The following is a 15,568-nucleotide window of genomic DNA, read 5'->3' on the forward strand; positions in this document are numbered from 1 at the left end:
GAAACATGGTAAAAAGCAGTTCTTCCAAAAAATTGAGAAGGGAAGCGGGGCAGGGGTACCTGTTCATGGCACCGGTCCTCATCATTCTTGGAATCTTTGTAATCGCTCCGATCCTTTGTGCAATCTACCTTTCTTTCCATAAAGTAGAGTTGCTTGGCGGTACGCATCTGGAATTTAGGGGACTGGATAACTTTATGAAGATCACGTTTGATGACCGGGCGCATATCGCTCTAAAAAATACCTTCATTTACGTGGTGATTGTTGTGCCGCTTCAGACGCTGCTTGCGCTTGTATTGGCAGCGTCCCTGAATGCCGGCATGAAGGGTCAGAAGTTTTTCCGCATTGTTTACTTTTTACCGACATTGACTTCATCAGCAGTACTTACTTTGATTTTCATGTGGATGTACAATCAGAACGGTCTGATCAACCACATTTTAGACATGCTGCACCTGCCAACGTACAACTGGATCGGTGATCCGAGTGTAGCTTTATTGGCGATCATGATTATGAATATTTGGGCGACGGCACCGTTTTTTATGGTGATCTATCTGGCGGCCCTTCAGGATATACCAGACAGCCACTATGAAGCTGCTGAACTCGATGGCGCAACCGGACTTCAGAAATTCTGGCACATTACGGTTCCCAATTTGAGGCCGGTGACTTCCTTTGTGGTGATCATGGGTCTCATTGGAACCTTCCAGCTGTTTGATCAGTCCTATATCTTCTCAGGAGGATCGGGTGGACCGAACAACTCGACGTTGACGGTTGTTCTTCTGATCTATCAATATGCCTTTAAATCACTAGGCACCATGGGCTATGCGACAGCACTCGCGTTCATGCTTGCCATCATTATTTTGATCGCAACACTTCTGCAACGGAAATTTTCCAAGGAAGAATCACTATATTGAGGAGGGTACCATGAAAAAACGACCGATTGGAAAAACCATTCTGTATGTAATCTTGATTGTCTACGCGGTGATCACCCTTGTTCCGTTTTTATGGGCTCTTTCATCCTCTTTTAAATCTTTGGGAGAAATCGTAAGCGGAAGCATTAACTTTATACCAAAAAACTTTACCATCGATAACTATAAGGAGATCTTTACGCGGGAGCCTCTTTTTGGTCGCTGGTTGTTTAACAGCTTGTTTATCGCTGTGGTCGGCACCTTTTTGAATTTGATTTTCAATTCGATGGCCGGTTATGCCCTTGCCCGCCTCAGCTTTCCGGGCAAAAAAAGTATCTTTATTATCATTTTGGCGGTGCTGATGATTCCGTTTCAGGTAACGCTCATCCCGAACTTCTTGATTTTAAAAGCATTCGGATGGCTGAATACGTATCAAGGCATGATCATCCCCGGAGCGGTCAATGCCACCTTCATATTCATGATGCGCCAGTTCTTTATTAACTTTCCAAAAGAAGTAGAGGAAGCGGCAGCTATAGATGGACTGGGCAAATTCGGCACCTTTTTCCGGATTGTTCTTCCGCTTGCCAAGCCGGCATTAGCTGCACAAACCATCTTTGTCTTTATGGCCTTCTGGAATGATTTCATGCGGCCGCTGATCATCCTGTCTGATGAAAGCATGTTCACTCTTCCGTTAGGGCTAAATTCATTCAAAGGACAGTTTATCAGCTACTGGAATTACATTATGGCAGCTTCTATGGTCTTTACTCTGCCGATTTTGATACTGTATGCCTTCTTTAACCGCTATTTTGTGAAAGGCATTAAGTTTACAGGAGAGAAGTAGTCCGGCATTAGAAGGACAAAAATCTTCTTGCCAAAAACTAATCCACCGCCAACAATACGATTTCCATTATTACAGCAGGTCCTCTTGCCAAGCAGATATCCGATCGATATGGCATCGATAAGCGAAAATCAGCAAGTCTTCTTGATATCTTTTCGTGCGCTATTCAAGGCTTGATTCCCTACGGTGCCCAACTGCTGACGGCGGCCAAAATCAGCTCCATCTCACCGGTGAGCCGTGCTGACGTATTCGTTCTATCCGATTTTAATCGCCGTTTGCGGCGTGATTGCCATTTTGATCGGATATCCGAAGCTAAAAGAACGAAAAGAACATACGGAAAAGAAACACGCTTAAAGTCAAAACTGCCTTTCCATTGTTACATGCAAATGGAGGGCAGTTTTTTTAGGTAATTATTTTGAATAAGTTTACAATTAGAATATGTTCATTGAAAAAATTGCCATCATAACAGGCAATTTTTTTTTAGGTTTGCTACGGGAGAGGTATGATAGTAAAAAAGAGTGTAGAGAAAGAAGGCATTATATGAAATTAAGCATCCTTGACCAGTCACCGGCATCAAGCGGGGGAACGGCCAAACAGGCATTGGAAAATTCACTGGCTCTGGCACAGGCCGGTGATCAGTTCGGCTATGAGCGATACTGGATTGCTGAACATCATGATTTTCCGGGGTTGTCGTGTCCTGCTCCTGAAGTGATGCTGGGGTATATCGGAGGTCAGACAGAATCCATCCGAATCGGATCTGGTGCTGTTTTGCTGCCTCATTACAAACCGTATAAAGTAGCTGAAACGTATAATCTGCTGGCCACGTTGTTTCCGGGCAGGATTGATGTTGGGATCGGACGTGCTCCGGGTGGCTCTGCCGAAGCGACCATGGCTTTATCGGATAACTATTTGGAACAGGTTCGCCGGATGCCTGAATCTGTTGAAGAGCTGCTTCATTTCTTCAAAAATGATTTTCCGAAAGACCATATGTTTTCAAAGATATCTCCTTCTCCAGTTCCGAAAATGGCGCCATTGCCCTGGATGCTGGGAACGAGTAAAAAGAGTGCTCTACTCGCGGCGAAGCATGGATTGCCTTATGTTTTCGGGCAGTTTATGAGCGATCAAGAAGGTTCGGAAATACTTCAACAGTACCGTTCGACATATAAAGCCGGTTCCTGGATGGCTGATCCGTACACGATCGTAACTGTATCTGTCTTTTGTGCAGAAACAGCGGAAAGAGCAGAAGAACTGGCTCTTCCAAATCATATATGGAAGCTGCAACTGCAAAAGGGAGAGGGAAGCAAAGGCGTTCCTTCACTGCAAGAAGCGAAAGACTATCCGTTGACCGAAGAGGAAAAGGAACTCCTTGCGCGGATGAAAAATAGAACCATTACGGGCAGTCCGGGAGAAGTGAAGCGACGTCTCGAGGAGCTGCAATCTCTTTATGGGGCAGATGAATTAATGATTGTAACTATTGCGCATGATAACCGTGACCGCATCCATTCCTACGAGCTTCTTTCAAATGTTTGCTTGGATCCATCATGAGCAAAAAATTTAGAAGCTTTACATTTACTTGTTACAATCAAAAAGAAGGTAAAAATAATCTAATTTTTCGTTGATATACAGAAAGGGGACTATTCAATTGTCCAATAAGCAACTTCATGAAATTCCTTACTCTGTACTGGATCTTTCTCCAGTCATTGTGGGGGAAACTCCTGCAGATTCATTAAAGAAAACATTGGACTTGGCCCAGCATGCGGAGAAGTGGGGATATAACCGCTATTGGCTGGCAGAACATCATAGCATGCCCGGCATCGCCAGTTCAGCAACTTCTGTTGTAATTGGGCATGTGGCAGGCGGAACCGAACGAATCCGTGTGGGTTCAGGCGGGATCATGCTGCCAAACCATGCACCTCTTGTCATTGCCGAGCAGTTCGGCACACTGGAATCCCTGTATCCGGGCAGAATCGATCTCGGTCTGGGAAGAGCGCCGGGAACCGATCAGGTCACGGCTCATGCCTTACGCCGCGAGAACATGAGCAACGGGGAAGATTTCCCTGAACAGGTCGATGAGCTCCGTGCGTACTTAAAAGCAGACGGTGGCGGAAACAGAGTTCGTGCCATTCCTGGAGAAGGGCTCGATATTCCAATTTGGCTTCTTGGCTCTAGCGGATTTAGTGCAAGGCTTTCTGCACAGCTTGGTTTGCCGTTCTCGTTTGCCAGCCACTTTTCACCGGATAACACGTTGCCTGCGCTGGATGTGTACCGACGTAATTTTAAACCGTCAGAGGTCCTTGATAAGCCATATGCGATGGTCGGCGTAAACGTTATTGCGGCGGATACTGAGGAAAAAGCTGCTTATCTTGCAACGTCCATGCAGCAGCAGTTCTTGAACCTCGTGCGCGGAATTCCTTCTAAGTTGAAGCCGCCGGTTCAAAGCATGGAAGGTATCTGGTCTCCTTACGAAAAAGCTTCCATTGACCAGCAGCTTCGCACAACGATGATCGGTACACCGGAAACGGTTAAAGCAAAACTGCAGGAATTCCTGGATGAGACAAAGGCAGATGAAATGATCATTAACGCGCAAATATTTGATCATCAAGACCGGCTTCGTTCTTATGAAATTGTATCTGAAGTATTTAGCAAGTAACCGTTTATGCCCCCTCTCCACCATGGAGAGGGGATTTTTGTTTTATCAAATACAATTTGTTTAATGAGGGAGTGAAAGAATCTGCACATGAGGAAAAGGCGAACGTTAAGGTTAAATTGTGGATTTAAAAAATGATAGATTAAAAATTTAATAGTCGGGGTATATTAAGTTCATAATACCTTTAAAGGAGATGAACGAGATGTTAAATTATAACAAAGTTGAAATCATTGAATTCGTTAAAGGTGAAAAGTTCGACTTGAATGATTACTTATCTCAATTGTTTACTGCTAATCCTCAGCGCTAGGAAATCTTGTTCATTACATAAATTTTAGATATTTGAACAAATGATATTTCTATTTAAAAGCATTGCTCATACAGTGCTTTTTTATATTAGCTTTCTTAATGAGGTTGTAGAATGTCTACACAAAGTGGCAGATTAAAGGTAAAAAAAGCGGCCAGCTAGGTAACAACTGGCCAAAGAGAGTTATTCGGGGGAGGTGCGGCTACCATCCGCGCCTTCTTTTAAAGAATAACACAGGAACAAGTGTTCGTAAATATCTTTTTTAAAAAGGCATAAGTTTATTTTTACGATTAATCTATCCTTGAATGGACAGAGCTGTTTCGTTGTTTAGCGGCAGGAATAAATAAGAGAAACCCCAATCATGATGGATCAGGCTTAGCTTCCTCGGTAAACGAAATCGTAATCGGTTTCGTTTTTTTTATTTTTGTCAACGTAATTAGCAGCAAGCCGTGCTTGTATTCTGCTTTTATATCATCCGGTAAGTATGCGAATGGAATGGAAATGACCTTTTTAAAGGGGCCGGACAGCCGTTCGTTCATTTTGAGCGCTTCTTTTTCAACAGGATATAGATAAGGGATATTTCCCTGCAGGATCAACTGGTTGGCTTCTAGCTCGATTTGAAGATCTTCCTGGGAGTGTAAACCGGGAAGCTCAACGATAATATGGCCTTCGGTTTCTGTTTCATAAAAATCGCTGCATGCGGTCCGTTTGGGGACAACCCGGTTTAGATCCTGCCAAAAATCATGACCCAGTACGCCATCCACTTTTTCTTGAATGGAAGCCCAGTCGAAATTCACTTTTTTCCCCATCAACCTTTCCTCCATCCTCTCAAAATTGACCGATTCTATATAGTTTATGAGCGAAAGGAGAAAACATTATGGTTTTCAATTGTTGACTTCAGTTATCTAGTTGAATTATTTAATTATAATTATTATAAAAAAGTATTGATTTTATAGTAATAGCTGTTATCATTATATTTATAATAATTCTAAATAACTTACGAGGTGATTCGAATGACGAACAAGAATCGTTTAACAACAAGCTGGGGCGCTCCAGTTGGAGATAACCAAAATTCAATGACTGCAGGTTCAAGAGGACCAACGCTCATCCAGGATGTGTACCTATTGGATAAACTCGCACATTTTAACCGGGAACGGGTGCCTGAGCGAGTTGTTCATGCGAAAGGAGCAGGAGCTCACGGGTATTTTGAAGTCACCAATGATGTTTCCAACTACACAAAGGCCGATTTTTTATCTGAAGTCGGAAAACGTACACCGCTTTTTGTCCGTTTTTCAACGGTTGCAGGAGAAAACGGCTCTGCAGATACCGTTCGGGACCCTCGTGGGTTTGCCGTGAAATTTTACACCGAAGAAGGAAACTATGACCTTGTGGGCAACAACACACCGGTGTTCTTTATCAGAGATGCCATCAAGTTTCCTGATTTTATCCATACACAGAAAAGAGATCCGAAAACTCATCTCAAAAATCCAACCGCTGTTTGGGACTTCTGGTCACTTTCTCCAGAATCTCTTCATCAGGTAACCATTCTGATGTCAGACCGCGGGATTCCGGCCACACTCCGTCATATGCACGGGTTTGGAAGCCACACTTTCAAGTGGGTGAACAAAGAAGGAGAAGGGGTCTGGGTTAAATATCACTTTAAAACAGTACAAGGCGTAGCCAATCTTGCTCCTGATGCGGCCGCTAAAATGGCTGGGGAAAATCCGGATTATCATACAGAGGATCTGTTCAATGCCATTGAAGAGGGTGACTTCCCGGCATGGAAGCTATATGTTCAGATCATGCCGCTTGAAGATGCAAACACCTATCGTTTTGACCCGTTTGATGTAACGAAAGTGTGGTCCCAAAAGGATTATCCGCTAATTGAGGTGGGCAAAATGATATTGGACAGAAACCCTGAAAACTATTTTGCTGAAGTGGAGCAGGCGACATTCTCACCAGGTACCCTTGTACCGGGAATTGACGTTTCTCCTGACAAGATGCTTCAGGGACGCCTGTTTGCCTACTCTGACGCACACCGCTATCGTGTAGGCGCCAATCATCAGGCACTGCCGATCAACCGTCCGCGCAATGAAGTGAAGAATTATCAGAGAGACGGGCAGATGCGATTTGACAACAATGGCGGTGGGTCCGTGTATTATGAGCCAAACAGTTTTGGAGGACCGCAAGAGTCTCCAGAGAATAAGCAGGCTGCTTACCCAGTTTATGGAGTGGCCGACAGTGTGGCTTATGATCACAACGATCACTACACTCAAGCAGGAGACCTGTATCGTCTCATGACCGAAGAAGAACGTACACGGCTTGTCAATAATATTGTAGGAGCCATGAAGCCTGTGGAAAAAGAAGAAATCAAGCTTCGCCAGATTCAGCATTTCTTTAAAGCGGATCCGGAATATGGAAGAAAGGTGGCTGAAGGTCTAGGCTTACCGCTTCCTCAAGAAACTCGTTAATTCTCATTTACAAGTAATTTTCTCAATTGATAGGCAAGAGTGTGTATTGCAACTAATACGTACTGAGTGCGTATTGCAACTATTACGTACTGAGTGTGTATTTTAAAAAAATGTTTAAAAGGGATGTTGATCGTGGATGCGGAACAAGCAGCAAAAACCAAGCTGAAAGAAATCGGAATGCGGATCACCCCTCAGCGTGTACTGATCCTGAAAAACATTATAGCGATGAACGGCCATTTAACCGCTGAGGAGATTCACAGGGAACTTCCGTCATTCATTACTCTGGCTACCGTCTATAATAATTTGAAATATTTTGCAGAGCTTAATCTCATCAACGAGCTTTCGTTTGGAAGTTCATGCAGTAAATATGAATTGGCCGATACCAGTCATTACCATGTGATCTGTGAATCGTGCCAGCAAATTGCAGATTTTAATTATCCTTTACTGAATGAAGTGGAGTATGCTGCTGCCCAGGTGGCACATTTTAAGGTTCACCGCCACACGCTCGAGTTTTATGGCCTTTGCCAGGAATGCAAAAAGAAAAAATAACGAATAAAGTGAGGTTTTAGCATGAATGTACTTGTTCCTGTTGAATGTCCACGATGCCACAGTGAAATTAAACAATTAAAACACAGTGTCCGCTGCAAATGCGGAATGAGAATGAAAAGAAAATAAACGAAACGAAAACCCAATCGGATGCCGATTGGGTTTTTTGTTTAGCTGCATATTGTAATTTCATCGTGATCCACACAACGCATGTTGTCACAGATGAGTCTTGTTTGAAAACGGTAGGAGACCGTTGATGAGGATGATAGAAGATCTTGCGGCAGTTGGTACGTTAGTGGAATTTCGATACTGCCATCGGAGGCGAGCTCTTTGGACATGTAGATGGTGGTTACAGACTCAATCATGTGTTCGGTTTTATCTTCAGTGTTATGAAGGATAAGGTCACACTCGAGCCTTTTTATAATCTGCTTCATCCATTTGCCTTTCAAGCGGAAATAGCCATTTACATTTTGACCGGGCTTCAGCTCGTTTGAGTCCAAAACTAAATCTATACTTGCCTGCCCTAGCTTGAAGAAGCTCATACATTTTTTTAACACGGTGATCAGACCTCCAGTTGATAATAGCCAATTGAAGAAAGTGATTGTTCAAGTAAAAAACCTTTACCTGTATTGTCCTGGTAAAGGTTTTAACATCTACAAAGACCTTTACCAGGTGGCAAAGGTGTCGCTACAACTAGATGTTGCCAGTTAAGCCGGTGATCAAGGAATCACGGGATGTCGACGTAACTGTCAGCTACTCCCCTTTGGAGTTAATTTATATCAATTTTATAGTCGTTTGGTTCATCACTTCATCGATTCGATACCCATTGTATACGCATGGATTAGTGATGTCAACACACTTTTTCATAAGCAATTGTTAACTTTTTATGACCATGTGAAATCCGGTATTCTAACCAGAGGCATCCTCTGAATACATTGTGATAATGGGCGATTTCCGTTGACGGAAAGAAGGGATGGGCTCGGGACCATCTGGGGGTGGGCATGATGATTGGTTTTTATGAATTGGTTCATAAGATGGAAGAGTTGCAGGCAGGTTGTGTGGCAGCGACGTTAATTAAAGTCGAAGGTTCGTCCTATTTGAAAGAAGGGGCGATGATGCTTTTCTGGGAGGAGAAACAGGCAGGAATGATCAGTGCCGGCTGCGCAGAGGCTGATCTCATGGAAAGAGCCCGCAGAGTTGCGGAAGATAGTATCCCCCAATATGTTACATACAACCTGAAGGAGGAAGATGATCTTTCCTGGGGACAGGGAGCCGGCTGCAATGGGGTGCTGCATGTCTGGTTGGAGGTGGTGGATGATAAATTAAGACGTCAGCTCCTTTATACGAAGTCCATGCTGGAAAAGGGAAAATCGATTTTGCACCGGAAAGAAATTTCTCTCATGCCTTACCCCACAACAGTCAATGAATTTATAAAAGTGGAGGATACGGACCACGCTTCTTTGTTTTCAAGCGGTGTTCAGTTTATGGACCATGAAGGAATGGTCTATACCCATCTCTATGAACCTAAACCGCGCCTGATCGTATTTGGGGCGGGATTTGATGGAAGAACAGTAGCTGAGCTGGCATATAAAACAGGGTGGATGGTCATGGTGTGTGACTGGCGGCCGGCTCTCTTGTCCAAAGAGGACTATTCATTTCCGGTAGAGACATTTTGTTGTGAATCGGGGGGGTTAAGTAAGGTATGTATGGTAAATGAACGAGACTTTATCGTCGTGATGTCTCATAACTTTCAAAAAGATAAAGAATTTTTGTCATGTCTGCCGGAGGACCAGCTTCGTTATGTTGGTGTGCTGGGGCCGAGGGAGCGTACAGAACGGCTTTTGGAAACAAAAGAACTGCCGGATTTTATTCATTCGCCGGTGGGACTTTCTATCGGTTCGAGAGGTCCTCAAGAAATTGCCATAAGCATACTTGCGGAAATGATCAACGTTTTCCGTACAAGGAACCAGGCGGCAGATATAAGCAAAAGGTAAGGGGGAGGGTAGCATTGGGGTTGATCGGAAAAAGTGTGTTTCGGAAAGAAGCCTGGGAAAAAGTAACCGGTACGGCCAGATATACAGCAGATTATCCGGCAACTGACTCGCTCCATGCCAAAATTGTTGTAAGCCCCTATGCTCATGCTGTAATCAAGAGCATCCATATAGCAAAAGCCAAAGAGGTGTTTGGTGTGCGTGCGGTTATAACAGGCGAGCACTTTCCGTTAACCGGTGAAGAAATAAGGGACCGTCCGGTACTGGCGAAAAATAAAGTGAGACACCACGGCGAAGCGGTCGCTCTTGTGGTGGCCGATACTCCGCAACAGGCCAAACGGGCAGCAGAACTGATAGAAGTGGAATACGAACAATTGCCGGTCGTACATTCGCCGACAGAGGCCTTAAAGCCAAACGCGCCACTCGTTCATGAACAGCTCGGCAGTTATAAAAAGGAGGATCGGGTGTATCCTGAGCCAGGAACCAACGTTGCCAACCGGACCAAGATACGCAAAGGCAGCATGGAAAGAGGATGGAATCTGTCAGAGGTAGTGGTGGAAGAGCGCTTTTCATTTTCTCCATCCGATCATGCGGCCATGGAAACAAGGTGTTCAACCGCTGAAATCCATCCCGATGGCAATGTATACATCATGACCTCGTCACAAGCGCCATTCATGGTGAAACGGTTAATCCATGATTATTTTGGCGTGGACATTGGAAAGATCGTTGTAGAAACACCCTTGGTAGGAGGTGCATACGGAGGTAAGGCGTCCATTCAGCTCGAACTTCTTGCCTTTATCGCGTCCATTGCGGTGGGAGGCCGAAAAGTCCGGATTTTAAATATCAGGGAACAAGATATGCTGACTTCGCCATGCCACATCGGCCTGGATGCCACCGTGAAGCTCGGAAGTACCAGGGACGGAAAAATTCAGGCGGCAGAGCTTCTTTTTTTGTTTGATGGAGGAGCGTATTCTGACAAAGGTGCTGATTTAAACCGGGCTGCAGCAGTCGACTGTACGGGTCCCTATGATATTGATCATGTATGGTGTGATTCACTCTGTGTTTATACGAATCATCCGTATGCAGCACCCTTTCGAGGGTTCAGCCATTCAGAGCTCCTGTTCACCGTGGAACGGACCATGGATGTGCTCGCCGACAAGCTCGGAATGGATCGATTACAGCTTAGATACATTAATGCGATCCGGCCGGGAGATACCACTCCGACACAAGTGAAGCTGAATAAAAGCAATGTAGGAAATTTACCGGAATGCATTGTTCGGTTAAAGAAAATGATTGACTGGGATATGGGCATGATTCAGGACCTCGGCAACGATAAACTAAGGGTTAAAGGGGTCAGCTGTATATGGAAAACCTCCACGATTGAATCAGATGCAGGCTCCGGAGTGACCTTGAGCTTCAATCCTGACGGAAGCATCAACCTCATTTCTGGCGTCATCGAAATTGGCACAGGAACAAAAACGATCCTGGCACAAATTTTGGCCGAACGGCTAAAAATGGATATACGGATGGTTCATGTCCAAATGAAAGTAAACACACAAAGTACCCCCGAACATTGGAAAACGGTGGCCAGCCGGGGCACCTTTATGGCGGGTCGTGCTGTACTGGCGGCAGCTGAAGATTTGATTGAGCAGTTAAAAAGCATCGCTTCGTGTGTGTTGCGGGTCCAAGCCGCTGATTTGGAGGTAGGGTACGGAAAAGTATTTTTGCGTGATGAACCGGAAACTCACCTTGATATTAAAGATGTGGCCTATGGCTATGTTTATCCGAACGGAAATGGAATTGGCGGTCAGATCATCGGAAGAGGTCATTACAATCTCAGAAGGCTCACGTACCTTGATAAAGAGACGGGAGCAGGAAAGCCGGGGCCGGAATGGTCGGTCGGTGCCCAGGCGGTCGAAATTGAATATGACAAAAAACATCTCACCTACAGAATCGTCCGTGCATTTTCAGCGGTTGATATTGGGACGGTTTTAAATGAAAAAGCAGCACGGGGCCAGGTGATGGGGGCGATGAGTATGGGGCTTGCCTTTGGTGGAAGGGAAACCTTTGTTTTTGATGAATGGGGCAGAGTTTTGAATCCGCAATTAAGAACCTACCGGCCGCTCCGGTATGGGGAACATCCAGAGTATCACGTGGAATTTGTTGTAACTCCACAACTTGATGCGGCCTACGGCGCCAGAGGAGCCGGAGAACATGGTCTGATGGGGATGCCTGCTGCTCTTGGAAACGCCCTTTCCCTGGCCGCGGGTGTAAAATTGAACGAATTGCCTCTTATTCCGGAACAGATCTGGAAAATGAAACAAAAAGAAGGACATTCCCATGCTTCCTTATGATTTTGATTATTACCTGCCCAAAACGGTGGAGGAAGGGGTCCGGCTCTTTCAGCAGCTCGAACGTGAAGGAAAGATTCCGGTCTATTATTCTGGAGGAACCGAAATTATTACCCTGGGCCGCCTGAATCTGGTGGAAACAAACGCGGTTATTGACATAAAAGCCATTGGGGAATGCAAGGAGTTTACCATAAAAGATCAGCAGTTGATCGTCGGATCAGCTCTCTCTTTAACGGCAGTTGAGGAAAAAAACGTGTTCCCATTATTAAGCAAAGCAGCGAGCGGGGTGGCCGATCATACGGCCAGAAATAAAATTACGGTGGGAGGAAATATTTGCGGACAAATTTTTTACCGCGAAGCGGTGCTCCCTTTTTTGTTGACTGACAGCCATGTTGTAATTGCAGGGAAAAACGGACTCAGACAGACACCTATTCATCAGCTTTTCAAGCGCAATCTTAAGCTTCAAAAAGGAGAATTCCTCGTTCAACTGCACACGGACCGGCGTTTTTTAAGGATGCCGTATGTGTGCGTTAAACGAAGACAGCAATGGGATACAGGTTATCCGTTGATCACGGTAGCTGTTTTAAAAAAGGAAGATGAAACCAGGATAGCGATAAGCGGTCTTTGCCCATTTCCTTTTCGGGCGTTCGAAATGGAAAAATCAATTCAACAAGTTGGTCCGTTAGGTGACAGGATTCAAGAGGCGCTTCGGCATGTGCCGCAGCCGGTGCTCGATGATGTAGAAGGTTCATCCGGTTATCGGGTGTTTGTTCTGGAACAGATGCTTCAAGACTTGTTAAGGGAACTGGAGGGGAACCATCCATGATTTCAGCCCGTTTAACCGTGAATGATGAAGAAAGAGAAATTGCGTTTTGGCCATCAGACACACTTCTTTTTGTGCTCCGGGAAAGGCTTGGTTTGACCGGGGCAAAGCCGGGCTGCCTGAACGGTGATTGCGGAGCCTGTACGGTCAATGTGAACGGCACGGCCATGAAATCGTGCCTGATGCTTGCGGTTGAAGGGATGAACCAAACGATACGCACGATTGAAGGATTAAAGGATTCGCCCATTCAGCATGCTTTTATTGAACATTTTGCTTTTCAGTGCGGATATTGCACGCCGGGCTTTATCATGAATATCAACAGTTTGCTGAAAAAGCATCCGAATGCGGACGATTCCACCATTAAAGAATTTTTAAGCTCTAACATTTGCAGGTGTACCGGATATCAGGAAATTGAAAAGGCGGTAAAATCTCTGCTTAAAATAAACCGGGAAGATAAGGCCGGCTTACCGAATGACGAGTAAGCTGGCTTTTTTCCTGCTTGGAAGCTAAACATCTGGTTTAACTTCAGCCATGAAGGGTACGTCTATGAGTAGGTACATAATCCCAATCATCAAATTTGACCGAAGAAAAAGGAGGAGAACACTATCAATAACAACGATTCCAGCAAAAATGGAGCAGAGAACAAGAAAAATAAGCAGCTTGATGCATTCCGCGTAAACAACAAAGGCAAGAAACTCACAACCAACCAGGGACTCAAGGTTTCCGAGGACGAGCATTCGTTAAAAGCGGGTGTACGCGGTCCTACCTTAATGGAAGACTTTCATTTTCGTGAAAAAATGACCCACTTTGACCATGAGCGGATTCCGGAGCGGATTGTCCATGCGAGAGGCTATGCTGCACACGGAGAATTCGAAGTCTACGAATCCATGAAAGAATATACGAAGGCAGGATTTTTGCAGGATCCATCCGTAAAAACACCGGTTTTCGTCCGATTTTCAACGGTGGCAGGATCCCGTGGTTCAGGAGATACGGTACGAGACGTGCGTGGTTTCGCCACAAAGTTTTATACCGAAGAAGGAAACTATGACCTTGTCGGAAACAACATTCCGGTCTTTTTTATTCAAGACGCGCTAAAGTTTCCGGATCTTGTTCATTCCTTCAAGCCGGAGCAGCACAATGAAATTCCTCAGGCGTCCACAGCCCATGATACATTTTGGGATTTTATCGCCAACAATACTGAATCGGCTCATATGATGATGTGGGCGATGTCCGACCGTGCGATTCCGCGCAGCTACCGGATGATGGAAGGCTTCGGTGTCCATACGTTCCGCTTTGTAAATGATAAAGGCGAGGGACGCTTTATTAAATTCCACTGGAAGCCGAAGCTTGGTGTCCATTCACTTGTATGGGATGAAGCCCAGCGACTTGCCGGCAAGAACCCTGACTTCCACCGCCAGGACCTGTATGAGGCGATTGAGAACGGCGATTACCCGGAATGGGAGCTTGGCGTGCAAATGATTGAAGAGAAGGATGAATTCAACTTCAATTTTGATGTGCTTGATCCAACGAAAGTTTGGCCGGAGGAACAGGTTCCTGTGAAGATCATCGGCAAGATGACACTCAACAAAAATCCGGATAATTATTTTGCAGAAACGGAACAGGTCGCATTCCATCCGGGCCACGTAGTGCCAGGGATTGATTTTACGAACGATCCGCTTCTTCAGGGACGATTGTTCTCGTACACAGACACACAGCTTTCGCGATTGGGCGGCCCGAACTTCCATGAAATCCCGATTAATCGTCCGGTGTGCCCGTTCCATAACAATCAGCGGGACGGCATGCACCGCATGACCATTAACCAGGGACCAGTCGCTTATCACAAAAACTCATTGGATAATAATGATCCCGCGCCGGCAACAGAAGGAGAAGGCGGCTATGTTCACTATCAGGAGAAAGTAGAAGGGCGCAAGGTCCGACAGCGCAGTGAAAGCTTTAAAGACCACTACAGCCAGGCGAAGCTTTTCTGGAACAGTATGTCTGATGTGGAAAAACAGCATATCATTAAAGCCTTCCGCTTTGAGCTTGGAAAAGTCAAAAGCAAAAATGTGCAGCAACAGGTGGTTGAGGTGATCTGCCATGTGGATACAACACTTGCGGAGCAGGTTGCCGCAGGGATCGGTGTGACAGCTCCGGAAGGGATTGAGCCATCCGATGAAACCATGTCTTCTCCGGCATTGAGCCAGGAAAATACGGTAAAAGCACCAGCTACCCGAAAAGTAGCGATTTTGGCAGAAGACGGATTTAATGGAGAAGAAGTAAAAGGGCTTCAGAATGCGTTGAAAAATGCAGGAATTGCTTCTGAAATTATAAGTGAAACATTGACTCCTATCTCGAGTAGTCAAGGAGAGGAGCTTCAGGTAAATCAGACGTTACTGACCAGTGATTCCGTTCTGTACGATGCCGTATATGTGGCAGGCGGAGGTGATAGTGTCAGCACCTTAAAAGGAATTAAAGAGGCAACAACGTTTGTGAATGAGGCGTACAGCCACTATAAAGCCGTAGGAGCCTCTTTAGATGGGACGGAACTTCTTGCAGCAGCAGGAGTAGAAACCAGCTCAAGTGCAGATGGCGTCGTGATTTTGCAAGGCGGAAACAGCGATGAATTCATTCAAGCTATTGCACAACACCGCCACTGGGCGCGCCAGGTATAAAAGAATCTTTTGGAAGGAGCAGC

At 45.3% G+C, this 15,568-nt stretch carries 13 protein-coding genes and 1 pseudogene; 12 read left to right on the forward strand and 2 right to left on the reverse strand.

From position 1 onward, the window contains the following. Positions 1–5: 5 nt before the first annotated feature. The 5 genes and pseudogenes from AS030_RS13085 (at position 6) to AS030_RS13100 (ending at position 4,390) form a co-directional block, all read left to right on the forward strand. A complete protein-coding gene (locus AS030_RS13085; protein WP_061972324.1) occupies positions 6–908 on the forward strand; it encodes a carbohydrate ABC transporter permease in 903 nt (300 codons plus the stop codon). 10 nt (positions 909–918) lie between these two features. Next, a complete protein-coding gene (locus tag AS030_RS13090) occupies positions 919–1,743 on the forward strand; it encodes a carbohydrate ABC transporter permease (RefSeq protein ID WP_061972325.1) in 825 nt (274 codons plus the stop codon). Between the two features lie 44 nt (positions 1,744–1,787). Beyond that, positions 1,788–2,094, forward strand: a pseudogene (locus tag AS030_RS23090) (Na+/H+ antiporter NhaC family protein); the annotation flags it as partial. A 186-nt stretch (positions 2,095–2,280) separates the two neighbouring features. Then, positions 2,281–3,285, forward strand: coding sequence for an LLM class flavin-dependent oxidoreductase (locus tag AS030_RS13095; RefSeq protein ID WP_061972326.1), 1,005 nt, complete (start codon positions 2,281–2,283; stop codon positions 3,283–3,285). 97 nt (positions 3,286–3,382) lie between these two features. After that, entirely contained in the window at positions 3,383–4,390 is a 1,008-nt protein-coding gene (locus AS030_RS13100) for an LLM class flavin-dependent oxidoreductase (RefSeq protein ID WP_061972327.1), read from the forward strand. 660 nt (positions 4,391–5,050) lie between these two features. Here AS030_RS13100 and AS030_RS13105 read toward each other — a convergent pair. After that, positions 5,051–5,500 carry an Hsp20/alpha crystallin family protein gene (locus tag AS030_RS13105; RefSeq protein WP_061972328.1) on the reverse strand — a complete coding sequence of 150 codons (450 nt, stop codon included), beginning with the start codon at positions 5,498–5,500 and terminating at the stop codon, positions 5,051–5,053. 204 nt (positions 5,501–5,704) lie between these two features. Between AS030_RS13105 and katA the strand changes: the two genes are divergently transcribed. Next, complete coding sequence (gene katA / locus AS030_RS13110; RefSeq protein WP_061972329.1) at positions 5,705–7,162, forward strand: catalase KatA; 1,458 nt, start codon at positions 5,705–5,707, stop codon at positions 7,160–7,162. Positions 7,163–7,285: 123 nt separating this feature from the next. Then, positions 7,286–7,711 (forward strand): Fur family transcriptional regulator, encoded by a 426-nt coding sequence (locus AS030_RS13115; RefSeq protein ID WP_141687086.1) that lies wholly within the window; start codon positions 7,286–7,288, stop codon positions 7,709–7,711. 167 nt (positions 7,712–7,878) lie between these two features. On the opposite strand, the gene AS030_RS13120 is transcribed toward AS030_RS13115, so the two are convergent. Then, complete coding sequence (locus tag AS030_RS13120; protein WP_061972331.1) at positions 7,879–8,265, reverse strand: sporulation protein; 387 nt, start codon at positions 8,263–8,265, stop codon at positions 7,879–7,881. 444 nt (positions 8,266–8,709) lie between these two features. Between AS030_RS13120 and AS030_RS13125 the strand changes: the two genes are divergently transcribed. The 5 genes from AS030_RS13125 to AS030_RS13145 all read left to right on the forward strand — a co-directional run bounded on the left by AS030_RS13125 (position 8,710) and on the right by AS030_RS13145 (position 15,545). Then, positions 8,710–9,702 carry an XdhC family protein gene (locus tag AS030_RS13125; protein ID WP_082635816.1) on the forward strand — a complete coding sequence of 331 codons (993 nt, stop codon included), beginning with the start codon at positions 8,710–8,712 and terminating at the stop codon, positions 9,700–9,702. A gap of 14 nt (positions 9,703–9,716) precedes the next feature. After that, positions 9,717–12,053, forward strand: a complete 2,337-nt coding sequence (locus AS030_RS13130) for a xanthine dehydrogenase family protein molybdopterin-binding subunit (RefSeq protein ID WP_061972333.1) — start codon at positions 9,717–9,719, stop codon at positions 12,051–12,053. Further along, complete coding sequence (locus AS030_RS13135) at positions 12,040–12,876, forward strand: FAD binding domain-containing protein (protein WP_061972334.1); 837 nt, start codon at positions 12,040–12,042, stop codon at positions 12,874–12,876. The genes AS030_RS13130 and AS030_RS13135 overlap by 14 nt, the downstream gene beginning before the upstream one ends. Then, positions 12,873–13,355, forward strand: a complete 483-nt coding sequence (locus tag AS030_RS13140) for a (2Fe-2S)-binding protein (RefSeq protein ID WP_061972335.1) — start codon at positions 12,873–12,875, stop codon at positions 13,353–13,355. Before AS030_RS13135 ends, AS030_RS13140 begins: the two co-directional genes overlap by 4 nt. A 123-nt stretch (positions 13,356–13,478) precedes the next feature. Continuing rightward, positions 13,479–15,545: a catalase gene (locus AS030_RS13145; protein WP_061972336.1), complete on the forward strand. Its 2,067-nt coding sequence runs from the start codon at positions 13,479–13,481 to the stop codon at positions 15,543–15,545. Positions 15,546–15,568 lie beyond the last annotated feature (23 nt).

The organism is Fictibacillus enclensis (assembly GCF_001457035.1).
Taxonomy (GTDB): domain Bacteria; phylum Bacillota; class Bacilli; order Bacillales; family Fictibacillaceae; genus Fictibacillus_C; species Fictibacillus_C enclensis.